The sequence below is a fragment of the Mesorhizobium sp. M8A.F.Ca.ET.161.01.1.1 genome (assembly GCF_004792105.1).
Classification (GTDB): domain Bacteria; phylum Pseudomonadota; class Alphaproteobacteria; order Rhizobiales; family Rhizobiaceae; genus Mesorhizobium.
This window is the reverse complement of sequence record NZ_SRTD01000009.1, coordinates 48,990-73,263: the sequence shown is the minus strand read 5'-3', so window position 1 is coordinate 73,263 and position 24,274 is coordinate 48,990. Positions and strand designations below refer to the sequence as shown.

Annotated in this window: 19 protein-coding genes; 12 read left to right on the top strand and 7 right to left on the bottom strand. The window is 64.4% G+C overall.

Annotated elements, in window-relative coordinates; genetic code table 11:
- Window positions 1–34 precede the first annotated feature (34 nt).
- The 4 genes from EN804_RS21480 to murA form a co-directional block, all read right to left on the bottom strand.
- Window positions 35–1,549, bottom strand: a complete 1,515-nt coding sequence (locus tag EN804_RS21480) for an ABC transporter substrate-binding protein (protein ID WP_135921273.1) — start codon at window positions 1,547–1,549, stop codon at window positions 35–37.
- Between the two features lie 146 nt (window positions 1,550–1,695).
- Window positions 1,696–2,643 (bottom strand): N-acetylmuramic acid 6-phosphate etherase, encoded by a 948-nt coding sequence (gene murQ, locus EN804_RS21475; RefSeq protein WP_135921270.1) that lies wholly within the window; start codon window positions 2,641–2,643, stop codon window positions 1,696–1,698.
- Between the two features lie 163 nt (window positions 2,644–2,806).
- On the bottom strand, window positions 2,807–3,688 hold the full coding sequence (locus EN804_RS21470) for an N-acetylglucosamine kinase (RefSeq protein WP_135921268.1): 882 nt from the start codon (window positions 3,686–3,688) through the stop codon (window positions 2,807–2,809).
- The gene (murA, locus tag EN804_RS21465; RefSeq protein ID WP_135921265.1) at window positions 3,685–4,941 is read right to left on the bottom strand and encodes a UDP-N-acetylglucosamine 1-carboxyvinyltransferase; all 1,257 of its coding nucleotides are present in this window, start codon (window positions 4,939–4,941) and stop codon (window positions 3,685–3,687) included. The genes EN804_RS21470 and murA overlap by 4 nt, the downstream gene beginning before the upstream one ends.
- A gap of 172 nt (window positions 4,942–5,113) precedes the next feature.
- Between murA and EN804_RS21460 the strand changes: the two genes are divergently transcribed.
- Window positions 5,114–5,965 (top strand): MurR/RpiR family transcriptional regulator, encoded by an 852-nt coding sequence (locus EN804_RS21460; protein ID WP_135921263.1) that lies wholly within the window; start codon window positions 5,114–5,116, stop codon window positions 5,963–5,965.
- Between the two features lie 13 nt (window positions 5,966–5,978).
- On the opposite strand, the gene EN804_RS21455 is transcribed toward EN804_RS21460, so the two are convergent.
- From EN804_RS21455 to EN804_RS21445, 3 genes are all read right to left on the bottom strand, one after another.
- A complete protein-coding gene (locus tag EN804_RS21455; protein WP_127870613.1) occupies window positions 5,979–7,334 on the bottom strand; it encodes a glutamine synthetase family protein in 1,356 nt (451 codons plus the stop codon).
- Between the two features lie 248 nt (window positions 7,335–7,582).
- Window positions 7,583–8,281 carry a GntR family transcriptional regulator gene (locus tag EN804_RS21450; protein ID WP_127870614.1) on the bottom strand — a complete coding sequence of 233 codons (699 nt, stop codon included), beginning with the start codon at window positions 8,279–8,281 and terminating at the stop codon, window positions 7,583–7,585.
- A gap of 187 nt (window positions 8,282–8,468) precedes the next feature.
- A complete protein-coding gene (locus EN804_RS21445; RefSeq protein ID WP_135921260.1) occupies window positions 8,469–10,529 on the bottom strand; it encodes a N,N-dimethylformamidase beta subunit family domain-containing protein in 2,061 nt (686 codons plus the stop codon).
- Window positions 10,530–10,571: 42 nt separating this feature from the next.
- Here EN804_RS21445 and EN804_RS21440 point away from each other — a divergent pair, with 42 nt between their 5' ends.
- The 11 genes from EN804_RS21440 (at window position 10,572) to EN804_RS21390 (ending at window position 24,273) form a co-directional block, all read left to right on the top strand.
- The gene (locus EN804_RS21440; protein WP_135921258.1) at window positions 10,572–10,886 is read left to right on the top strand and encodes a hypothetical protein; all 315 of its coding nucleotides are present in this window, start codon (window positions 10,572–10,574) and stop codon (window positions 10,884–10,886) included.
- Window positions 10,887–10,974: 88 nt separating this feature from the next.
- Window positions 10,975–12,012, top strand: coding sequence for a cell division protein FtsZ (ftsZ, locus tag EN804_RS21435; RefSeq protein ID WP_135921256.1), 1,038 nt, complete (start codon window positions 10,975–10,977; stop codon window positions 12,010–12,012).
- Between the two features lie 184 nt (window positions 12,013–12,196).
- Complete coding sequence (locus EN804_RS21430) at window positions 12,197–13,582, top strand: SWIM zinc finger family protein (RefSeq protein WP_246693461.1); 1,386 nt, start codon at window positions 12,197–12,199, stop codon at window positions 13,580–13,582.
- The gene (locus EN804_RS21425; protein ID WP_135921251.1) at window positions 13,579–15,018 is read left to right on the top strand and encodes a DUF5691 domain-containing protein; all 1,440 of its coding nucleotides are present in this window, start codon (window positions 13,579–13,581) and stop codon (window positions 15,016–15,018) included. Before EN804_RS21430 ends, EN804_RS21425 begins: the two co-directional genes overlap by 4 nt.
- Before the next feature lie 20 nt (window positions 15,019–15,038).
- Window positions 15,039–16,118: an AAA family ATPase gene (locus EN804_RS21420; RefSeq protein ID WP_135865188.1), complete on the top strand. Its 1,080-nt coding sequence runs from the start codon at window positions 15,039–15,041 to the stop codon at window positions 16,116–16,118.
- Between the two features lie 4 nt (window positions 16,119–16,122).
- Window positions 16,123–18,372 carry a DUF5682 family protein gene (locus EN804_RS21415; RefSeq protein ID WP_135921249.1) on the top strand — a complete coding sequence of 750 codons (2,250 nt, stop codon included), beginning with the start codon at window positions 16,123–16,125 and terminating at the stop codon, window positions 18,370–18,372.
- Window positions 18,365–19,600, top strand: coding sequence for a VWA domain-containing protein (locus tag EN804_RS21410; protein WP_127870622.1), 1,236 nt, complete (start codon window positions 18,365–18,367; stop codon window positions 19,598–19,600). The genes EN804_RS21415 and EN804_RS21410 overlap by 8 nt, the downstream gene beginning before the upstream one ends.
- A gap of 257 nt (window positions 19,601–19,857) precedes the next feature.
- Window positions 19,858–20,832, top strand: coding sequence for a sugar-binding transcriptional regulator (locus tag EN804_RS21405; protein WP_189522188.1), 975 nt, complete (start codon window positions 19,858–19,860; stop codon window positions 20,830–20,832).
- A gap of 45 nt (window positions 20,833–20,877) precedes the next feature.
- Window positions 20,878–22,323 carry an extracellular solute-binding protein gene (locus EN804_RS21400; RefSeq protein WP_127276374.1) on the top strand — a complete coding sequence of 482 codons (1,446 nt, stop codon included), beginning with the start codon at window positions 20,878–20,880 and terminating at the stop codon, window positions 22,321–22,323.
- A 159-nt stretch (window positions 22,324–22,482) separates the two neighbouring features.
- A complete protein-coding gene (locus EN804_RS21395) occupies window positions 22,483–23,406 on the top strand; it encodes a sugar ABC transporter permease (protein ID WP_127870623.1) in 924 nt (307 codons plus the stop codon).
- A gap of 9 nt (window positions 23,407–23,415) precedes the next feature.
- Window positions 23,416–24,273, top strand: coding sequence for a carbohydrate ABC transporter permease (locus EN804_RS21390; protein WP_127276378.1), 858 nt, complete (start codon window positions 23,416–23,418; stop codon window positions 24,271–24,273).
- Window position 24,274: the final 1 nt, after the last annotated feature.

The window sequence follows — 24,274 nt, the reverse complement described above, 5'->3', positions numbered from 1 at the left end:
GCGAAGAAGTCCTCTCGTCCAATGCCTGAGGTGGCTACTGCTGGATGGCAACCTTGCTCAGGCTGAACAGCGTGCCGGTCGGCGTCGGCACGAACCCGGCGATGTTCTTCTGCTGGGCCGTATAGCTGTAGGATGTGTAGAGCCAGATCCAGGGCGACATCTCGGCGAGATGCTTCTCGAACGCGGCGAAGATCGCCTTGCGTTTGGCCGGGTCGGTCTCGGCGCGGCCCTGCTGCATCTGGCTGTCCAGCGTGTCGTCGATGTAGTTCGCCACTTTCTGAAGGTTGCCCGCCTTGGTCCAGTAGCGGTTGTACATGGTGTAAGGGTCGGCACGGCCGCCATTGAGCGCGATCGCCATGTCGAAATCGCCCTTCAGCCAGGCGTCGACATAGACGTTGAGCTCCATCATCTTGATGTCGAGCTTGACGCCGATTTCAGCGAGCTGCGACTGGATGACCTGGGCTTCCGCCGCCGCCGTCGGCGGCTCGCCGGTGGCCCCGATCACGGTCGCCGAAAAGCCGTCGGCAAAGCCGGCCTCGGCCATCAGCTTCTTGGCCTTCTCGACATCGCGCTTGTAGCAGAACAACTGGGTCGGATCGGTGGCGAGCGCCGGGATGGTCAGCGGCCCGGTGACTTTGCCTTCGCCGAGCGAAGCGGTGTCCAGCACCTCCTGCCGGTCGATGGCGCATGAGATCGCCTGGCGCACCTTGAGCTCGGTCATCGGCTTGCGCGACGGATTGAGCTGCAGAACGTGATAGGCCAGCACCGGCACGCGGTTGAGCTGCAGGGTGGGTTCTTTCGGCACCAGCGTGGCGACGAGCGGATCATTGAGCAGGGCAAAATCGATTTGCTTGGTACGCATGGCGGCGAGGATCGCCGCTTCGTCCGGCAGTACGCTGATCTCGATGCCGTCGACGCCGGTAGCACCCCCGGCCCAGTCCTTGTTGGCGCTCAGAACTTCCTTGGCGTTGGGGTCCCATTTGTCGAGCTTGAACGGGCCGGAACCGACCGCCTTGGTGCCGATCGAACCGGCCTTGATCTCGGCCGCCGGAACAATGGCCGCGTTGACGTCGCTCATCGCCGTCAGGATCGGCACGTCGGGTTGCGAGAGGTGGAACACGACGGTCGCCGCATCCGGCGTGTCGATGCTCGCGATAGACAGGAAGTTGGCGCGGGCGGCGGCACCCGTCTTCTCGTCGAGGATGCGCTCGAACGAGGCCTTGACGTCGGCGGAGGTCACGGCCGTGCCGTCCTGGAATTTCGCCTTGGGATCGAGCTTGAAGGTCAGCTCCTTGCCGTCCTTGGAGAACTCCCAGGAGCTGGCGATGGCGGGGATGATCTGCAGGCTGGCATCGACCCGCACCAGCGGCTCGTAGATCAGCTCCAAAAGCCGCAGCGACGAGAACGCCGTCTGCTTGTGCGGGTCAAGCCCGGTGGCGTCCTGCGACCAAGCCATGTGCAGCGTCGCCGCCTGCGTCGAAACCGTCGCGATGCCCAGCATCGCGCCAAGGGTAATGCCCGAAAGCAGCCTTCTTGTAAGATGAACCATTCTCGTCTCCCATTATTGAACTCGATGCCTTGCAGTTTCCGTCGGCCGCTTCCATGGCACACATGCTTTGGAGTATCGGCCCAGTCTATGCGGCTTGACGCCGTCTTGTCCCATGCGGCTTCTTGCCGTCATGTCTAAAGCGGCTTTCAGCCGTCATGTCCCGGGCGGCCTCGGGCCGCTTCGTCGCTGATCGCCTTTCGCAGGAACCCTCCGGCCTTGAACAGCGCGGCCCGCGCCGCTTCGACGTCGAGGCCGGTAATCGTCACCAGGATCGCCAGCTTGACGTCATTGCCGGTCCGGTCGAGCGCCTGTCGCGCCTGCGGCGCGGTGCAGCCGGTCGTCTGCATGACGATCCTGATCGCCCGGGCGACCAGTTTCCGGTTCGACGGGTTCAGGTCGACCATCAGATTCTGGTAGCTCTTGCCGATGCGGATCATCGAGGCCGTGGTCAGCATGTTGAGCACCAGCTTCTGCGCGGTGCCCGATTTCAGACGCGTCGAGCCGGTGAGAACCTCCGGGCCGACGACAGGCGAGATGGCGATGTCGGCGATGCCGGTAATGGTCGATGCCGGATTGCAGGACAGCGCGACCGTCGCCGCGCCCAACTGCTTGGCATAGGTCAGGCCGCCGATCACATAGGGCGTGCGCCCGCTGACCGCGATGCCGACCACCACGTCATCGGGTGTGAGCCCGATGTCCTGCAAGGCCTTGGCGCCCATCTTCGGATCATCCTCGGCGCCTTCCGTCGAGCGCACCAGCGCGTCGGATCCACCGGCGATCAGGCCGACGACCATGCCTTCGGGTACGCCGAAGGTCGGCGGGCATTCCGAAGCGTCGAGCACGCCAAGCCGGCCGCTGGTGCCGGCGCCGATGTAGATCAGGCGCGCGCCTTTCTGGAAGGCGAGCACGATGCGATCCACCGCGGCGGCGATTTCCGGCATGACCTTATCGACGGCCGCCGGGACAAGCCTGTCCTCGTCATTGATCCTGCGCAGGACGTCGATGGTCGGCAACAGGTCGATGTCGACGGTCCTTGGGTTCCGGCCTTCGGAAACCAGCCGGTCCAGCTCAGACATCAACCCTTGCTCGGTCATTCCAGCCTTTCAAAATCATGCTGCACGGCGCCGGGCATCGCTCGACGGGCGGAGCGGGTCCGGATCCTGGGTCCGCCATCGCAGTTTTCTTTGTTAACTTTTTAGAATTCAATATTCACATCGTCAATCGAAGTTTGGAATATTTTATTCCTATCTTGTCGACCTAGCCTCCGCCAACCGACCTCTTGGCAAGAATGATCGCGCCGGACACGGCGTCGCCGTCGGCGGGCTTCAGGCGTCGGCGCACGTCAGGGGAAAGCCAGGGTTCGAGTGGGCTGGCGAGGCCACCGAGCAAGGTCACGTGCGGCGCGCCTTTTTCGAACAGCACCCGCACCAGTGTGTCGATCTGTTCGGCGGCGCTTTGCACGATGCGGCGTCCGACAGGGTCGCCCTGGTCGGCATGGCGCATCACCATGGGTGCAAGCGCGGCATAGTCCGTCGCGCTGGCGCGGTCCATCCAGGTGACGGCCTCCATCGGGTCGCCGGCGAAGCGCTGCATGACCTCCGCCAGCAGCGCGGTCCGTTCGTGCCGGCCGTCATGGGCGCGCAATGCCAATTGCACGGCTTTCAGTCCGAGGTCGGCGCCGCTGCCCTCGTCGGAGATCGGAAATCCATAGCCGCCGGCGCGCAGGTCGCGGCCCTCGACAAAGCCAAGGCCGATCGAGCCTGTCCCGGCAATGACGATGGCGCCGTCCTTGCCGGAGTGCGCGCCAAGGCAGGCGCCGACGCCGTCGCTGACGAAATCGATGCTGGCAAAGGGATGCGCGATTGCCCGCAGCGCCTCCAGCGCGCCCTTGCGGCCGATACCGGCAAGGCCGATGCCGGCATGGATCCGGGCGGTCTCGGCTGGCGCGAAACCTGCTTCCTCGACCGCCGCGCCGAAGGCTTTCGCGATCGAGGCCCAGGCTGCCTCGATACCGAGCCGCGTCGTCGCCGGGCCGGACAGGCCCTGTCCCAGCACCACGCCTTGCGCGTCCTCGAGGCGGGCGCGGCAACCGGTGCCGCCACCATCGACGCCGAGGAAATAATGCGCCTCGGTATTCATGCGCCCAGCCGCTCGATGTCGGCACCGCAAAGGCGCAGCTTGCGGTCCAGTTGCTCATAGCCGCGGTCGAGGTGATAGACGCGGTTGATTGTTGTCTCGCCTTCACTGACCAGCGCCGCCAGCACCAGCGACACCGAAGCGCGCAGGTCGGTGGCCATCACCTGCGCGCCATGGAGCTTCGCGCCGCCGCGCACCAGCGCCATGGTGCCTTGCAGCTTGATGTTGGCGCCGAGCCGCATCAGTTCGGGCACATGCATGAAGCGGTTCTCGAAGATGGTCTCGCGCAGCAGCGACGCACCCTCCGCGCAGCACATCAGCGCCATGAACTGCGCCTGCAGATCGGTCGGAAAACCGGGATAGGGTTCGGTCGTCAGGTCGGCGGCCTTGAGCGGCCGGTCGCGCGACACGATCAGGCCGCGATCGCCCGGCCAGACGCTGACCCCCGTCGCTTCCAGCAATTGCACCACCGAGGCCATGTGTTCGAGCCGGGCATGGGTGAGTTCGAGCTGGCCGCCGGTGATCGCCGCGGCGATCGCATAGGTGCCGGCCTCGATGCGGTCCGGGATGATGTCGTGCCTGGCCGGGCGCCAGCTGGTTTCGCCCGCGATCAGGATGCGGTGCGTGCCGGCGCCATCGATGCGCGCACCCATGGCGTTGAGGCAAGCCGCGAGATCGGCCACTTCGGGTTCGCGCGCGGCGTTGAGGATTTCGGTTTCGCCCTTGGCCGTGGTCGCCGCCATCATGGCGGTTTCCGTCGCTCCGACCGATGGCGAGGGGAGCACGATGCGGGTGCCGGTCAATCCGTTCGGCGCCGAGGCAACGACCAGGCCGTTCTCGATGGCGATCCTGGCGCCGAGTGCGGCGAGTGCGGCGACATGCATGTCGACCGGCCGCGCGCCGATCGCGCAGCCGCCCGGCAGCGAAACCCGCGCATGGCCGAACCGCGCCAGCAACGGCGCCAGGACGAGCACCGTCGCCCGCATCTTCCGCACCGTGTCGTAGGACGTCTCCTTGGAGACGGCGGCACTGGTGTCGATGGTCGCGGCATGGGCGGACCGCGTCACGTCGGCGCCGTGAAGCCGTACCACACCGAGCATGTTTTCGACGTCGGTCACATCGGGCAGGTTGGTCAGTTCCAGCGGGTAGGGGCTGAGCAGCGAAGCCGCGATCTGCGGCAAAGCGGCATTCTTGGCGCCCGATATGGTGACGGCGCCTTGCAGTCTCTGTCCGCCGACGATCCGCAATCTGTCCATGACTGAAACCTTGACGATGAGGGCCACGCCCGTGATCTGCCTGGGAAAGCCTGCTCCGAATCCCGGATATTGATCCGGGTCGAGTTGAGAATTAATTCTGCATTCTTGGCTGTCAATCGAAATTGGAATAATTTATTCCTCGGCTTGCAAGTCTGAACAGCGAGGAATTCCCGTGTCCGTCCTAAGCAGGATCAATGCGAAGCTCGACGGCATGGCGCCCGGCGATCGCGAGATCGGCCGGTACATCGTCGACAATCCCGACCAGATGCTGCGCCTGTCGACGGCGGCGCTCGCGGCCGAGATCGGCCGCAGCCAGTCGAGTGTCGTCAAGTTCAGCCAGAAGCTCGGCTATGCCAGCTACCAGGAGCTCAAGCTCGCCGTCAGCGAGGCCAAGGCGCAGGACTGGCAGGTGCCGGCCGGTGTCATCCATGGTTCGATCGAGGTCGGCGACAACTTTCCGGTCATCCTGAAGAAGCTGATCGGCAGCAAGCTGCTGTCGATGCAGCAGACCGTCGCCGCCAACAGCGAGCGCATCATCTCCCGGACGCTGGAACTGCTGGATGGTGCGCGCCGCATCCATCTGGTCGGCGTCGGCGCCTCCTCGCTGGTGGCGCGCGACTTCTCCTACAAGCTGATGAAGCTCGGCCGCAATGTGCTGCATGACAGCGACAGTCACATCCAGATGGCCAACGCCTCGACGTTGGGTCCTGACGATGTGCTGTTCGCGCTCTCCTATTCCGGCGCCAGCATCGAAACCCTGCGCATCGCCGAGCTTGCAGCCAAGCGCGGCACGACGGTGATCGCCGTCACCGGCCTGCACGACAATCCGCTGAGCCGCGTCGCCGACATCCGCCTCTACACCATCGCCGATGAGGAACGTGCGCGCTCCTCCTCCATCACCGCGCGCGACGCGCAGCTGACGCTGACCGACCTTCTGTTCATCCTGCTGGTACAGAGGCAGCCGGACGCCAACGACTATGTCCACAACAGCGAGGCGGCGGTCTCGGTGCTGAAGGCCGGATGATCGCCGTAAACACTCAGACGCTTTCGAGATAGGTCTCGATCTCGAAGTCGCTGACATTGAGGGCAAAGGTGTTCAACTCCTGGCGTTTGCAGGCGACAAAAGAGTCGCGCAGGATCGCCGGGAAGATCTCCGCCACATGCGTTCCACCTTCGAAAGTGGCGATCGCGGAGGCCCAGTCCGGCGGTAGCTTGGCTGGCGCCGCGCCTTGGCCATCGCTCCCGGTAGGCTCGCCCGGCGACATCTGTCTTTCAATGCCGATCAGGGCTGCTCCCAATATGGCGGCAAGCACCAGATAGGGATTGGCATCCGCCCCCGACACGCGATGCTCGATGCGGCGCGCCCCGGTCGGGCCGCCGGGAATGCGGATCGCGACCATGCGGTTCTCGTAACCCCAGGCGACCGCGGTCGGTGCATAGGAGCGCGGGCGAAGGCGGCGATACGAATTGAAGTGCGGTGCGAAGACCAGCGTGCTCTCGGCCATCGCCGCCAGCAGCCCGCCGACCGCGTTGCGCATGGTTTCGGAGCCCTGATCGGTGCCGTCGTCGAACACGTTGCGACCGTCGGCGTCGACCAGGCTGAAATGGACGTGAAAGCCGTTGCCGGCCCGGTCGCCATAGGGCTTGGCCATGAAGCAGGCGGCAAAGCCATGCTTGCGGGCAATGCCCTTCACCGTGCGTTTGAACAACACCGCATCGTCGGCGGCCCGCAGGGCGTCCGCGACATGGTTGAGGTTGATCTCGAACTGGCCGACGCCGTTTTCGGCAATCGCCGTGTCGACGGGAATGCCTTGCGCCCGGCAGGCCTCGTAGACGTCGTGGATGAAGGCCTCGAAATCGTCGATCTCGTCGATCGACAATGCCGCGTCGGAATCGAGACGCCGCCCGGTGACCGGCGAGACAGGTCCGACCGGCCGCTGCGACTGCGGATCAACCAGATAGAATTCAAGTTCTGTCGCCGCGACCGGGGTCAGGCCGAGCGCCTTGTAACGGTCGAGGATACGGGCAAGCGCGCGCCGGGGATCGCCGAGATAGGGCGCTCCGCTCTCGTCGGCCAGCCAGAGCGGGACAAGCGCGGTCGGATGCGCGGTCCAGTCCACCGGCAGGATGCCGCGTCCCGTCCATTGGCAAAGGCCGTCGGCATCGCCGGTCGAGAAAACCAGCGTGTTGCCTTCGATATCCTCGCCCCAGATGTCGAGCCCGATCAGCGAGTAGGGCATGCGCAGCTTGCCTTCGAGCGCCTTGCGGGCCTGCTCTACCGGGATGCGTTTTCCCCGCATGACGCCGTTGAGGTCGCACACCGCCGCCCTCAGGCTCTGGATGTCGTTTCTGCTTTCAAGCCAGCTCAGAACGTCCGCAATTGCATCGCTCAATTTCCGTTACCTCTGGTTCCCTGCGGTGCCGCGCCTGAGGCGGCCACCCTATTTAACGACAAGACAGCTGATGAGTTCATGAAGGCATCTCCGACATCAGTCGGAAGAATTTCCTTCATTTTTTCAGATCATTAGCCGGGATGTCAGGAGGCATTTCAGGAACCAATTGCGCGATTTGCGATCGCAACATAGCGGCAAGGCAAGGGAAAGCCAAGTGGCATCTGGTGACGGGTCCAGGAGACCCTGGTCTAGCTCCTCGCTTCCGGAAACCTGGCCTGCCGCAGGATATGCGCGGCGCCCTCGTCGATGTCGCGAACGATGGCCGCGCGCGCCCGCGCGCCGTCCTGTGCCTCGATCGCCGCGACGACTTCCTCGTGATAGTCGATGTCCAGAATGGAGGAGAGGTCGTCCTCGAACCCCATGGCGAGGTTTCTGAGAAACGGGCCGACCTGCATCCACACCGTCTCGATCAGGAAGACCATCTGCTCGTTGCCGCAATGACGGTAGATCGAGAATTTGAAATCGTGGTTCTTCCTGAGATAGTCGCCGATGTCGCCCTTGCGGGCGGCCAGGGTCAATTCCGCGCAATGGCGTCGGATCGCCCGCAGATTGTTGCCGTTGATCAGTTTTGTCGCAAGCTCGGTCGCCGGGCCTTCGAGGATCGTGCGCACGGCGGTCAACTGCGAGAACCTTTCGGCCGAGATCACCGGCACCTCGACGCTGCCGTTCGGCATCGGGCTCAGCGCCCGCAAGGCCTGCAACCGCATGAAGGCACTGCGCACCGGCATGTCGCTGGTGCCCAGTTCCCTGGCAAGCTTGCGCGAGGTCAGCTTCTGGCCGGGCAGGAATTGCCCTGACATCAAAGCCCGCACGAGCTCCAGATAGACCTTCTCGTGCAAGGGCACGGTGTCGACGGCGGTCAAACCGAAATGTGTTCTGTCGGCCATTGGCGGGGGCGTTGCTTCATGCGTTCTGAAATTGACCTGACGACACGCGCCGCGGACAAACCTTGAGCCGGGCACGGCGGGAACACCCAAGCCGCCGATTGATCATGCATGATAGACGCTTCGGTCGTTGCGCGGCAAGCCAACTGCCCCAACCGGCGCGGTGCGGTGGGTTGCCTTCCTTTCCGGGCTATCGATCCCCGGCCTGCCGGCTCTTTTCCGCCGCCAGATGCGTCAGCAAATTCTTGGTGATCCGGCCGACGTCGTTCATGGCATCGCCCGCCGGCAAGGCGCCGCACCAGGCGACCGAACTCGCGCAGAAGATCAGGCCGCCCGAAGACAGATGGCGCAGCGTCATCTCCGCGCAGCGGCGGCCGTCGCGCTCGCTGTCACCTCCCTCGTACCAACGGGTGGCATCATGGACGAAGCTGTCCGGGAAGCCGGTCGCGCGGGCAATGACCATGGTGTCGGGGGACGTGCCCAGATGCGGATCGGTGGCATCGACTTCGTAGCCGGCGGCGCCGCCAAGCACGATGCCCTCGTCGCCGAAGGTCTCGCTGGTGACGCCGTCGAACAACCACGCGGCCGAGGGTTGATGGCTTTCCGGCGTGCGTGTGAAGGGTCGCGCGCCGTCAAAACCCATCAGCGAGATGGCGACGCCGGTCAGCGAGAATTCACCGCGCCCACTGGCGCGCAGATAGCCGCCCGGCTGGTTGGTGATCGACAGTGACTGTTCGGCGATGGGGCCGTCCCAGGTCCGGCCCGCCTCGAGCGGCGAGCGGCGCAGTTCCATCAGATCGTCTTTGAATGCGACCTTGCCGGCAAAGCCATTGCCGCCGAGATAGGCGATGCTGCCGCCCGCCGCCGCGAACTGGCGCAGCGCATGCTCCATCTCGACCGACATATATTCGGGATGGCTGCCGGTGATGACAGCCTGATAATCCTGCAGGCCGGCAAGGCCCCGCTCATGCAGATCGCGGTCGGTGATGAGATCGAAGGCAATGCCGTTGCTGTGGCAGAAGCGCAGAAAGTGCAGGTCGACCGGCAGATTGTGCGGGCAGCCGCACAGCGGATAATTGTAGTCGTCGCGCAGCGTCGCCTTCGGCTTCCTGATGGAACAGATAGACACGCCGCTGAGATCGCTGTGGTAGTCGTAGAGCGACTTCAGATTGTTGTCGATCGCGAAGCGATGGCCGCGATCCTCGCACATCCATTCGTAGAGATGCGCCGGCAGGAATTCATCCGCATAGGCGAGATAGGTGGCCGTCGGCACCAGGAACAACAGTGGCGCCCGGCGCACCGACGAAGTGATGAAGAAGGCGACGCGCTCCGATCCGGCATCGTGACCGACCTCGAAGGCATAGACCCCGGACGGCGTCTCGGCGGGAACCTGTAACTGGTGGGAGGCGGGCCACTGCAGCGCGCCCATGTCGTCGTCGTGGCAATGCACGGCGTCGTAATGCGACGGCACCAGGCGGGGGTCGAAACTCGACCCGTCCCAGCGCCGCGAGGTCATGCAGAAAGCGGGCTGGTTGACCGTTTCCAGCAAGAGGCCGCGATCGGCGCCTGTCGAAGCGAGCGGGCCGCTCGGCAGCAGAGTAGGAAACGCCCAGGCGATGCGACCGGCCGCGGTTCGCAGCGCGATTGCCGAGAACTTGGCGTTGAGCGACCTGAGGTCGTTTGCCGCGCTGGTCCCGAAGACCATGTCTCCGGACAGGGGCCGCCAGGGCAGGTCGAATTGACGATGCAGGCGAAACGGCGACAGGAGATCGTCCGAGCCGATGCGCAGCACGGTCACGCCGTCGTTTGCCGAAATCTCGACCTTGAGCCAGGTCTTTGCCGGCAAGGCCAAGTCGGTTTCGAGCGGCTTGCCGTCGTGGCCTGACGTGAGCCGCCCGTCCTGCAAGCCCAGGCGCAGGTTTCCGCTCTCGAACAGAACGCGGGCGCCATCGTTGCGCGTCAAATACACTTCGAAGGCGACGCCTTCGATCTCGGTGGCCTTGGCCAGTTCCGCCGCCGCGATCTTCAGGAAGGATCCATGATCGAAATCGCGGTGGGACACCCCATTTCCCGTCGGCTCGACGCGCCAGTCCATCGGCTCGGCCGCGGGCGTGTCGAGCCGCACGACCTGCACGTCGCGTAGCTGCCGCGACGACGAGACATGAAGGGCGACCGGTGTTCCGGCCGCTGTATGCCAGGGAACGGTGTAGCCTGAGACGGCCATGGCGCCGTGATCGACGAGGCGTTTCATCGCCGCGAAAGTCCGCGCCGCAATCCCGGCTGACGCAATCTCATGGGTGGCAAACTGGACAACTCTTTCATGCCTTTTTGGGTTCTGGAAGGGAGATATACCCCTCCAGCTTTGATTGATGTCGAACTCCGCAGAGATCTCGTCCTGGCCATTGAGACGATCGGCAAAGGCGGGTTCCGCCCGGCCATCGCCAGGCATCCGTCGTGGCGCCTGATCCGCGACGACAGTATCGCGATCACCCGGGACCGGACAATCGCGTTCTCGCAGGTCGGCCTCTTCATCACAAAACTTGACCTTCACACACTTGCACGTGCGGCCGCTCTCTGGCTTTTTGGGATACCCATCCGAACGGACTGATTCGCGTCATGCCGCTCGATTGCAATGTCCTACGGGCAGTCTGCTTGTGGGTCGTGAAGCGCACGCAATTGGCGAAGGAGAAGCAGGCATGGCCGAGTTCAAGAAGCCGGAAATCTCCGAGATGAGACCCAAGATCACCGTTGTCGGCGTCGGCGGCGGTGGCGGCAACGCGATCAACAACATGATCGTGGAACAGCTTCAGGGAACCGAGTTCATTGCCGCCAACACCGATGCGCAGGCGCTGACCATGTCGAAGGCGACGCGGCTGATCCAGCTTGGCGCGCACGTCACGGAAGGCCTTGGCGCCGGCTCGTTGCCCGAGATTGGGCGTGCCGCGGCCGAGGAATCGCTCGACGAGATCATGGATCATCTGGCCGGCACCCATATGTGTTTCGTCACCGCCGGCATGGGCGGCGGCACCGGAACGGGTGCGGCTCCGATCATCGCCCAGGCGGCGCGCAAGGCCGGCATCCTGACGGTCGGCGTCGTCACCAAGCCCTTTACCTTCGAGGGCAGGCGCCGCATGCAGATGGCCGAAGAGGGCATCGAGCGGCTGCGCGAGGCCGCCGACACGGTGATCGTGATCCCCAACCAGAACCTGTTCCGCATCGCCGATGCCAAGACCACCTTCGCCGACGCTTTCGTGATCGCCGACCGGGTGCTTTATTCCGGCGTCAGCTGCATCACCGACCTCATCGTCAAGGAAGGCCTGATCAACCTCGACTTCGCCGACGTCAAATCGGTGATGCGCGGCATGGGCCGCGCCATGATGGGAACCGGCGAGGCGTCCGGCGACGGACGGGCGATGAAGGCGGCGGAAGCCGCGATCGCCAACCCGCTGCTCGACGAAATGTCCATGAAGGGCGCCAAGGGCGTCCTGGTGTCGATATCGGGCGGCAGGGACATGACCCTGTTCGAGGTCGACGAGGCGGCCACGCGCATCCGCGAGGAAGTCTACGAGGACGCCGACATCATCGTCGGTGCCATCTTCGACAAGAGCATGGAAGGCCGGTTCAGGGTCTCAGTGGTGGCGACGGGGCTCGATCGTTCGCTGGCCGAGGGGGAGGTCCATGCCGATATGGCGCGGGACCATCCAGGCCACGCGCCCACACGAATCCTCCAATAGGATTTATTGGCGGCCTCGCCAATATCGCCTTTTTGCGTGCGCAGCGGGCTGGTAGGGACAATCGGCACGCAGCGCCTGTATTGATCTCCAGTCCGCCGCTGCTACAAGAATCCGTCACAGACGGCCATCTATACTGGCAACTGGCATTCGTTCTGGCGACCAGAGGCGCGGCTTGGAATTTGACTTGAAAACGATCGAGGCGCTTGCCCCTGACCAGGCATCGCTGAGCGCCGCTTCCAAGCTGACCAAACGATCGAACTGGCCACGCCTCGAAAAGAACGAAGCGCTGGCCCTTATGTGGGGCGAGTGTCAGGGATCCGGCTCCAATCCCTATCGTGTGGTCGTCGACACCGGCGATCATGGCTATAAATGCACGTGCCCGTCTCGGAAATTCCCCTGCAAGCACAGCCTGGCCTTGATGTGGATCGCCGCCACGGTGCCGACCAGTTTTACCCCGGCCGATTCGACGCCGGAGTGGGTGAATGATTGGCTTGGCCGCCGCAGGAAGACCACGCCGCCGCCCACGCAACAGGCCTCGGGTGCCAGCGGCAAGAGCATCGGTGAAGCCGCGCGGACCGACGAGAGCACCGAGGTGGAAGACACGGCGGCCGTGGAACGCCGCGAAGCGGCACAGCGCAAGCGGGCCGAGGAGACACGATCTTCGGTGTCGGCGGCGCTGGACGAGATGGACCAGTGGATATCGGATCAGTTGCGGCTTGGTCTTGCCGGATTTGTCGACAACAGCAGCGACCGTTGCCGCCGGATTGCCGCGCGGCTGGTCGACATGAAGGCGACGGCCCTTGCCGGCCGTCTCGATGAGATTCCGTCGCGGTTGATGTCGCTGCGCAGCGAAGAACGGCCCGATGCGGCGATCCGCGAACTTGGCAAGCTGGTGCTGCTGGCCAAGGCCTGGCGTGCCGCGCCCGACGATCCCGAACTGAAGCGGTTGGTGTCGACTTCCGAAACGCGCGAGCAGGTTCTGGCCAGCCCCCACGCGGTCCAGGTCGAAAGTGCATGGGAGGTTCTCGGCGAGAAGATCGAAACCCGCCGCGATGGCCTCGTCAGCCATTCGACCTGGCTGCTCGATATCAGGAGTGCCGCTCCGCAATTCGCGCTTCTGCTCGATTATTTCCCTGCTTCGGCCGGCCGCCGGTCCAACGCCTTCACGCCAGGCGACCGCTTCGACGCGCGGCTGATCTTCTATCCGTCACGCCAGCCGCTGCGTGCCCTGGTGATGGACCGCAGGGGTGAGGTTTCGTCGGGCGAATGGCCTGCTGTCGCATCGAGCGAACCGGATCCGCTCGCTACGCATCTTGCCTGTCAGGACGCCGCGCCGTGGCTCACCGATTGTCCTGTCATGCTGCCGCCAGGTGCGATCCTGCTCGACGACCGGGGCGCGCCCTGGTGGCAGGCGGCTGGCGACCCGAACGGCATCGCCTTGCCGATCAACGAGGCTGTCAGTCCAACCCTGCTCGGCATCGATCTCGCGGCCACGGTCGCGCTTTGGAATGGCAGCCGGCTCGACCTCCTGGCGGCGCGGAGCAGTTTCGGGAGGCTTGACCTGTCGTGAACGAGCTTGAGCAGATAGGCTTGGCGACGATGCGTGACTGCTGGATCACCGGCGGAGCGAGCTTCGACCTGGCCCCGGTGGCGTGGCGGGAAATCGCCGGCGGTACGGACGCCGACGAGAAGGAGCGCCGGCTGCTGGCGATCGCCGCGCAGGCGCTTGAAATCGCCTTGCGGCCCGCCGCGCCGTCGGCGCTGAAACGCCGCCCCCCGTTACCAGAACTCGCTTTGCCGATGTTGCCCGACCGGCTGCGGCCGCTTGTCAGGGCCGCACTCAAACAGGCGACCGACACAAGGGGCAAGGCACGGGTGGTGACGCTTGTCGCCAGCCATGGCCTGGTGCTGCATCCAATGGACTGGATGCCGGCCGCGTCGGATCAGGACAGTCCTGATGTCTATGCCCCCTGGGTCGACTGGCAGGCGGGCGTCGAAGGGCAGAGCCATATCAGCCAAGACAGGCTGACGGCGCAAAACTGGGATGATTTCTACCCCGCGGCGCGGCGTACGGCACTGGCCGAGATGCGCCGCCGCGAACCGGCTTCGGCCCGGCTGCTGATCGAGACCAAGGGATCCGGCGAGCCTGCGGAGATCAGGCTTGCCCTTATCCAACTCATGCATTTCGGGCTGGGGCCGTATGACGTGCCGTTTCTGAAGGGGCTCTCCGCCGATCGCTCAGGCAAGGTGCGCGAACTCGCCGGCCGGCTGTTGGCAAGGTTGGGTCAGCACGGCCTTCCAGGTGAGGGCGGAGGCGAAGATCCGGTCACCGAACTTGCTGCCTTCGTCAGCGCGGGCAAATCCGGGTTCATCCGCCGTCGCGCGACCTACACGCCGGTGAAACCAAAATCCCCGGCGCAGGACCAGCGCCGCGCCGAATTGTTCGGCACCTGCAATCTCGTCGATCTCGCCGCACGCTTTGGCGTTGGCGAAACCGAATTCATCGCCGGTTGGCAGTTCGGCGCCGACAACAATGCCGATATCTTTTTCGCGCGAATGGTGGCCGCCTCGGGCAGCGATGGCGCGGTGGCGCACATGGCCGACACGCTTGTCGCGGAAGGCGGCAAGCCGGCGCTTTTCGTGCTCCAGTTGATGCCGCGCCTGGATACCGGAAGAAAACAGGTCCTCGTCCGGCTGATCTTGAAAGACGCAGCATATCTCGCCTCGCTCAGCCTGCTTGAAGCCGCCGAGGCGGGCTGGGTGGAGTGGGGCGACCTTGGGCAGGTCCTGCAGGCGCTGCGTCCGGCCGTTGGCGGAAGCGATGACGCCGCCAGGCGGACCGCCGACAACGTCCTCGAAATGCTTGGCTTTCTTGCCACGTCAGCCACGGCAAAGCGGCTGATCGACGAGATGGTAACAGCCGGCATGCCGCCGGCAGCCCCTTCGCTCGGCTTGCTGCGCCTCAACGCGGCGCTGGCCGAATATCAGTCCGAATCTCGAAAATGATCAAATCCGGAGAACAGCAAATGAACGCAGTCATCCGTCTTCCGGTCGAGCAGGCCTATGCCGGCGAGTTGCAGGCGCTGGCGCGTAACGACGATCGGCAAAAGCCCGCCGGCTGGAGCCTGTCGCCAAAGGCGGTGCTGACCTATCTCCTCGGCGGAAAAGCCGACGACGGCACGCCGATTACGCCGAAATATGTCGGCCGTCGCCGATTGATGGAAACCGCGGTGGCGACGCTCGCAACCGACCGCGCCCTGCTGCTGCTTGGTGTTCCCGGGACAGCCAAATCCTGGGTGTCGGAGCATCTCGCCGCCGCCATCATGGGCGACTCGACGCTGATCGTGCAGTGCACCGCCGGCACCGACGAAAACCAGATCCGCTATGGCTGGAACTACGCACAGCTCCTGGCCAAGGGCCCGAGCGAGGAGGCGCTGGTGCCGACACCGCTTTATCGCGCCATGCAAGGCGGCAAGCTCTGCCGCCTCGAGGAACTGACGCGCATGGGTTCGGACGTGCAGGATACGCTGATCACCGTGCTGTCCGAAAAGATGATGCCGATCCCCGAGCTCAACACCTCGATTTACGCGCAACGCGGCTTCAACATCATCGCCACCGCCAACAACCGTGACAAAGGCGTCAACGAATTGTCCTCGGCGCTGAAGCGCCGCTTCAACGTCGTCGTGCTGCCCTTGCCCGAAGACATGGCGGAGGAGGTGGCGATCGTCTCCAAGCGCGTCGGCGAGATGGCCGGCGGTCTCGACCTGCCGGTACCGAAGAATGTCGGCGACGAGATCGCTCGCGTGCTGACCATTTTCCGCGAGCTTCGCTCGGGCGCGACATCGGACGGCAAGGTGACGTTGAAGACGCCATCCGGGTCGCTGTCCACGGCCGAGGCGATCGCGACCATGGTCGGCGGGCTCAGCCAGGCGGCATGGTTCGATGGCGGCAAGCTCGGCGCCGAAGGCCTGGCCGCCAGCCTCGTCGGCGCGATCGTGAAAGATCCGGTGCAGGACAAGCTCGTGCTGGAGGAATATCTGGAGACGGTGCTGAAGAAGCGGCCCGACTATGCCGGTTATTACGCGGCCTTGAACGCAGCGATCTGACGCCATGGCGCAGGGCGAGGTTTCCTATTTCGGCATACGCCATCACGGGCCCGGCTCCGCCGACAGCCTGGTGCAGGCGTTGCAGGACTTGAAACCGGTCGCCGTGCTGATCGAGGGGCCCGCGGATGCTTCCGCGCTGCTGCCGTTGCTCGCCCGCCCCGAAATGCAGCCGCCGGTGGCGCTGCTGTGCTATCCCGAAGACGATCCGGCTTCGACAAGCTTCTGGCCGTTCGCCGAGTTCTCGCCGGAATACCAGGCGGCCCTGTGGGCCGTTGGCAACAACGCGGCATTGCGCTTCATCGACCTGCCGTCATCAGCCCGGGTAGCACCGCTTGACGATGCGCAGGAAGCTGCCGCCGACGAAACGGAAGCCAAGGTCGAGAGCGAAACGGCGCCGCATCTGCGTGACCCGATCGGCGCGCTGGCACAAGCCGCCGGCTACGAGGATGGCGAAAGCTGGTGGGCAGACATCATCGAGCAGAACCCGGAGCCGGGGCCGATCTTCGCGGCCATAGCCGATGCGATGACGACACTGCGCGAAGGCGAAGGTCCGCTTGCGGAATTCGAGGCCAAACGCGAAGCACATATGCGGCTTGAGATCGCCGCCGCGCGCAAGGAATTCGACGGGCCGATCGCTGTCGTCTGCGGCGCCTTCCATGTGCCGGCACTGCAGGCGACACGTCCGCAAAAAGAGGATCAGGCCCTCCTGAAAGGGCTAGCCCGGCGCAAGAGCACGATGACCTGGGCGCCTTGGACCGGACCGCGTCTGGCGCTTGGCTTCGGCTATGGCGCCGGCGTCGTCGCCCCCGGCTGGTGCAAGCATCTGTGGCGCACCCGCGGCCGACATGACGCGGCGACCTTGTGGCTGGCCATGATCGCCGCGGTGCTGAGGGCTAAGGGGCATATGGTGTCGACCGCCTCGCTGATCGAAGCCGAAAGGCTGGCCCGCGCGCTGGCTGTAATCCGCGAACGGCCAAAGCCCGGCTTCGAGGAATTGCGCGACGCCGCGATCGCCGCCTTGTTCAACGGCGAAGCCATCCTGTGGGCGCTGGTCGAGGCCGAACTGCTGTTGGGTGCGGATGTCGGCGAAATTCCGCCCGATACCCCGTTGGCGCCGCTGATCGAGGATCTGCAGCGCAACCAGAAGGCGGCGCGGCTGAAGCCCGAGGCGCTGGAGCGCGAATTGTCGGTCGACCTGCGCAGCGAAAGCGGGCTGTTTCGGTCGACCTTGCTGCACCGGCTGAACGTGCTTGGCGTGCATTGGGGCAAGCTGACCGACGCAGGCCGCAGCCGCGGCACCTTCCGCGAGCGCTGGACCCTGTCATGGGAGCCAGAATATGCCGTTCGCCTGGTCGAGAACCTGGTCCATGGCCCAACCATCGAAAAGGCCGCCAACGGCCGGCTGATCCAGATGATTTCCGCGGCAGCATCCCTCGATGCCTTGGCGGCACTCGTACAAGGCGCCATCACGGCAAACCTGTCGGAAGCCTCGACCGTCGGTCTCGCGACGCTCGAGGAACGCGCGGCGCACAGCAGCGAATGCCTGGAAATCCTGGCATCGGTTCCGCCGCTCGCCGACATCATCCGCTACGGCGAAGCCCGCAAGACCGAAACCGCCCGCCTGTCCGGTCTTCTGGCGCGACTGATTGTCGAAGGCGGGATCGCACTCCCTTATGCCGCCCGTGATCTCGATGCGCAGGCTTCTTCCGCCCTGGTCGGCGCCATGCGCAAGGCCGACGAGGCGATCAAGCTGGTCGAACCGGAACAGGACGTCCTGGATGCCTGGCGCAACGGACTGGCTGCCGTGCTCGACGGATTGCGCTCGACGGCGCTGGTGGCGGGATGTGCCGCGCATCTGCTCTACGAGGCCGGCCATCTATCGGCTGCAGCAGCGGCGGGCTTGATCGCGCGGCGCCTGTCGCCGGGCACGGCGGTCACCGAGGCCGCGGGGTTCTTCGAGGGCTTCTTCAGCACTGCCGGCCAGCGGCTCATTTACGACGAAGGTTTGCGCGGTGCGGTGGACGCCTGGCTCAAATCGCTCGACGAGGAGGCATTCGTCGCGCATTTGCCGCTGTTGCGCCGGGTCTTTTCGCACCTCGACTCGATGGAGCGGCGGCGGCTGATCGAAGCGGTGCTCGGCCGCGCCAGACGCCTGCCGGCCGGGCTGACACCAACACCTGATGGCGGCGAGGCGTGGCGCCGGCATCTCGATCGGCTCGCGCCGTTGCTCAGGGGCGAGAATGACCATGGATGACGGGATCGACATGAGCGAATCCGGCCAGGCGGGCGACGAGCGCGAGCGCCGCTGGCGCCTGGCGATCGGCGCCGATGATCCGTCATCGGCAGCGCTTTCCGAGACCGACAAGCGGCTTTCGGCGGCACTCGATGCGCTCTATGGCGACGGCGCCGGCGATGCTGGTGCCGATCCGCGCAAGCGGCGCGGCGGGCTGGGGCGATCGGCGCCGAAAGTCGCGCAATGGATGGGCGATATCAGGTCGTTCTTTCCAGCGCAGGTGGTGCAGATCGTCCAGAAGGATGCCTTCGAACGGCTCAATTTGAAGCAGATGCTGATGGAGCCGGAATTCCTCAAGGCGATCGAGGCGGATGTCAATCTGGTCGCCGATCTGATCTCGCTGCGTTCGGTCATGCCGGCCAAGACCAAGGACGTCGCCCGCACGATCATCGCCGACATCGTCGCCAAGCTGATGCAACGGCTGGAGCAGAAGACCGCCGAGGCGATACGCGGTGCGCTCGACCGCTCGCGCCGCACCAACCGCCCGCGCCAGCGCGACATAGATTGGCCGCGCACCATTTCGGCCAACCTTCGCCACTATCAGCCCGAGCACAAGACCATCGTGCCGGAAAGATTGATCGGCTTCATGCGCCAGCAACGTCGGATGGTCGACCTGGACGAGGTTGTGCTGTGCGTCGACCAGTCCGGGTCGATGGCCAGTTCGGTGATCTATGCCTCGATATTCGCCGCCGTGATGGCCTCCTTGCCGGTGGTGCGGACCAAGCTGGTCTGCTTCGACACGGCGATCGTCGACCTGACCGAGGAGCTCAGCGATCCGGTCGAGGTGCTGTTCGGCGTGCAACTTGGTGGCGGCACCGACATCAACCAGGCGGTCGCCTATTGCGCCGACCGCATCGAACGGCCGACCAAGTCGCATATGGTGCTGATCACCGACCTCTATGAAGGCGGCAATGGCCAGGAATTGCTGCAGCGGCTGGCGGCACTCGTTCGCTCGGGCGTCAATGTGGTCGTGCTCCTGGCGCTGACCGATCAGGGCAGGCCGGGTTATGACCCCAAAATGGCCGGGTCGGTTGCGGCACTCGGCATTCCCGTCTTTGCCTGCACGCCGGATCTGTTTCCCGACATGATGGCCGCGGCACTGCGTCGCGAGGATATCGGCGCCTGGGCTGCCGGGGCCGATATCAAGCTGGTCCGCGCCGAGGCCGATGACACCATGGCTGACGCCTGAGGCGCGACTATCTTCGCCGCCAGAAGCCCGCTTGGCATCGCCAGAGCGGCAACCAAAAGCAACGTTGAAACGCCCGCGGTGCTGACAGGCACGGCGCAAGGGCCGCTTCGCATCACCACGCGCTGACATCGCCAAATGGCCGGCCGACGCCTGCCTTGGTCATCATGTCGTGAATTGCGCGCAGCGGTCGCTTGACTCTGATCGAGCCATGTGAAAAATTTTGCAGCAACTGATAAAAATATCACCGGGACGGAAACGTGGTTGGTTTTGGAAACGGCCTCTTGCGCGACGATGACGCCAGCATGGCGGCGCGCGCCGCATGGCTTCACTACGCCGGCGGCCTGACCCAGTCAGAGGTTGCCAAGCGGCTGGGGCTGACCAGCCTCAAGGCCCACCGCCTCATCACCAAGGCCAACCAGGAAGGGCTGGTGAAGGTCTATATCGACGGTGAAGTGTCGGAATGCGTCGAGCTCGAGGACGAATTGTCCCGCCGTTACGGCCTCGACTATTGCGAGGTGGTTCCGGATTTCGATTCCGAGGACCTGCCGCTCAAGGCGCTCGGCATTGCCGGCGCGCAGTTCCTCAAGCGCGAGATCGAGCGCGGCGAGCAGGCGCTGATCGGCGTCGGCCACGGCCGCACGCTCGCCGCCTGCGTCGAATATCTGCCGCGCACCACCACCGACCGGATCCGCTTCGTTTCGCTGCTCGGCGGCCTGACGCGGAAATTCTCGGCCAATCCGCATGACGTCATCCATCGTCTCGCCGAACGCACCGGCGCCGAAGCCTATGTGATGCCGGTTCCGATGTTCGCCAACACGGCGGAGGACCGCATCGTGCTGCTGGGCCAGAAGGGCATCAACGAGGTCTTCGATCTCGCGCGGTCCGCCGATCTGTTGTTCGCCGGCATCGGTACCGCCGAACGCGAGGCGTCGCTGGTCGCCACCGGCATGATCGAGAAGGGCGAGATGGAAGAGATCCGCCGCAATGGCGGCGTCGGCGAATTGCTTGGCCATTTCTTCGACGAGGCCGGCAAGGCGGTGGCGGCGACCGTCTCCAACCGGGCGCTGGCGCTGGCGCGCGAGGATATCGCCAGCCGCCGGATCGTCGCCGTCGCCGGCGGCAGGATCAAGGTTCGTGCCATCAAGTCGGTGCTGGAGGGGCGCTATCTCAAGGGCCTGATAACGGACGAGCGGACGGCGCGATCGCTCGTGGAAGAGACGCCGGTCGGGTAGCCGGCAACAGTTCAGTTGAAACTACCCTGTGGAGGAGAAGACGAAATGCATGAGAAAGAGAAAGACCTCATAGACGCCTTCCTGCGCGGACAAGTCGACCGTCGCGGACTGATCAAGGGCCTGGGTGCGATGGGCCTCGCCGCCGGCACCGCCGGCACGCTGCTCAACCTGGGCCAGACCCGCGCGCTTGCCGCGGACTTTGACTGGCAGGCGCACAAGGGCAAGACCATCAAGCTCCTGCTCAACAAGCATCCCTATGCCGACGCCATGATCGCAGACCTCGAGAACTTCAAGAAGCTGACCGGCATGAACGTCGTCTATGACGTCTTCCCCGAAGACGTCTATTTCGACAAGGTGACGGCGGCACTGTCGGCGAGCTCGCCCGAATACGACGCCTTCATGACCGGCGCCTACATGACCTGGACCTACGGCCCAGCCGGCTGGATCACCGACCTCAACGAATGGATCAAGGATCCGGCCAAGACCAACCCGAACTATGCCTGGGACGACTTCCTGCCCGGCGTCAAGAATTCCTGCGCCTGGAATGGCAAGCCGGGCGGCGCGTTGGGTTCGGATGATGCCAAGCAGTGGTGCATTCCGTGGGGGTTCGAGCAGAACAACATCACCTACAACAAGGCCATGTTCGACAAGGCGGGCGTCAAGATCCCCGGCAACATGGACGAGATGGTGGCCGCGGCCGCCAAGCTCACCAAGGATGTCGGTGGTGGCGTCTATGGTATCGGCGTGCGCGGTTCGCGCTCCTGGGCGACCATTCATCCCGGCTTCCTGTCGGCCTACGCCAATTTCGATCAGAAGGACCTGAACGTCTCGGCCGATGGCAAATTGTCGGCCGCGATGAACACCGCCCAGTCCAAGGCTTTCCACAAGCAATGGGTTCAGATGATCCAGGAGAGCGGCCCCAAGGACTGGTCGACCTATACCTGGTATCAGGTCGGCACCGATCTCGGCGCCGGCGCCTCGGCCATGATCTTCGACGCCGACATCCTCGGTTACTTCATGAATGGCGGCGACAACAAGATGGCCGGCAAGCTCGCTTTTGCTAGCTTCAAGGCCAACCCGGCAGCCAAGGCGGCGACACCGAACATCTGGATCTGGTCGCTGGCGATGTCCAACTTCTCGAAAGACAAGGACGCCACCTGGTACTTCATGCAATGGGCCTCCGGGCCGGAGCATGGGCTGTTCGGCGCTACCAAGATGGACTTCGTCAATCCGGTCCGCCAATCGGTGTGGAAGGACGAGATGTTCCGTGAGAAGCTGAACAAGAGCTATCCCGGCTATGTCGAGATGTTCGACGCCTCGGCGCCGGGCGCCTCGATCAAGTTCACCGCGCAGCCGCTGTTCTTCGACCTCACCACCGAATGGGCGGCGACGCTGCAGAAGATGGTGGCCAAGGAAGTGCCGGTCGACGAGGGCCTCGACAAGCTCGCCGAAAGCATCAACGGCCAGCTCAAGGAAGCCGGTCTCGGTTAAGTCGCAATGAGGGCCGGCCTGCTTGGCGGGTCGGCCCTCGTCAAACCTTTTCATGTTTGCGATGCGGTGCCGAAAGGTGACCGCCATTTCGCCCGACCGGCCGCCTTGCTCCCTTGGGCGGCCGGCAGGGCGAAGCGACAGCAACAACGGAGCAGCTCGATGACCGCGGTGGTATCGCAAAGGCTCAAGCCATCCGGCTTCAGGATCAGCAAGCGGGTGCTGCCCTATGTGCTCAGCCTGCCGGCTCTGCTGGTCTGCATCGGCATCCTCATCCCGTTCCTGACCTCGGTGGTCTATTCGTTCCAACGCTACCGGCTGAGCCAGCCTTGGGCGCGGCAGTTCAACTGGGGCGACAACTACATCTCCTTCTTCACCGATCCGAAGTTCTGGAACACGTTGAAGATCTCGCTGCTCTATGCCGGCACCACGGTCGTGCTGGAACTGCTTTTGGGCCTCGCCATCGCGCTGCTGCTGCAGAAGCGCTCGACGCTCAACAACTTCATCTCGATCATGCTGTTGATGCCGCTGATGACGGCGCCCGCACTGGCGGCGCTGATGTGGAAGCTGATGACCAATCCCGGCTTCGGCGTGCTGAGCTATCTCGCCAGCCTCATCGGGCTGCAGGATTTCCGCTGGGCCTCGTCGCCGTCGACGGCGCTGTTCACCGTGGTGCTGGTCGATATCTGGGTCTACACGCCCTTCATCATGATCCTGCTGCTTGCCGGCCTGCGCAGCCTGCCGACGCAGCCCTTCGAGGCGGCGGCCCTCGACGGCGTGCCGAGGAGCTTCGTCTTCTTCCGCATCACGCTGCCGATGCTGACGCCCTACATCCTGACGGCGACTTTGTTCCGCCTGCTCGATTCCATCCAGCAGTTCGACATCATCTACGCGATGACCCAGGGCGGGCCGGGCGACACGCTGACCGTCTTCCAGGTCGAGGCCTATCTCAACTTCTTCCAGTCGACCAATGTCGGCCGCTCGGCGGCGCTGATGATCATCCTGTGGGCGATCACCTATTTCCTCTCCAACATCTTCATCAAGAACTGGCTCCGGCTGCGCGAACGCGCCCGTGGCCAGGCATAGGAGGCGGCCATGGAACACACCTCCTTGCTCGAACGCATCCTGCGCGGCGCGGCGCTGACGCTGGTCGTGATTTTCTTCATGTTCCCGATCGTCTGGATCTTCATGATGTCGTTCCAGACCAACGAGACCATCCTGCGCATCCCGCCGCAGCTCATCTTCGAACCGACGCTCGCCAATTACACGGCGCTGATCACCGGCAAGCTGATGACCGCAGCGGGCACGCTCGACATCGCCTTCATGCGCAACCTTTGGAATTCGGTGTTCCTGTCGGTGACCTCGGTTGCGGTGTCGCTGCTGCTCGGCGTGCCGGCCGCCTACGCCTTCGCGCGCCACAAGTTCCGTGGCTCGGAGGACATCGCCTTCACGTTGCTGTCGTTCAAGTTCGCGCCGGCGCTGCTGGTGCTGTTGCCGCTGACGCTCTATTTCCAGAAACTCGGCCTCGCCAACACCTATATCGGGCTGATCTGGGTCTACCAGCTGATCTGCCTGCCGCTGATCCTGTGGATCGTGCGCGGCTATTTCGAGGACATTCCGGCCGACATCGAATACGCCTATCGCATCGGCGGCCATTCCTGGTTCGCCACCTTCCGCAAGATCGCGCTGCCGCTCGCCGGTCCGGGCATCGCGGCGGCCGGCCTGCTCGCCTTCATTTTCGCCTGGAACAATTTCGTCTTCGCGCTGGTGCTGGCTTCGGCCGACAAGCAGCCGGTGACTGTCGGTGCGCTCGCCTTCATCACCTCGTCAGGCATCCAGTACGGCCAGATCTCGGCGGCCATCGTGCTCTCGATCACGCCGACGCTGGCGCTCGCCCTCTACGCACAGCGCTATCTGGTCGAAGGACTGTCGCTCGGCGCGGTGAAAGGATAGA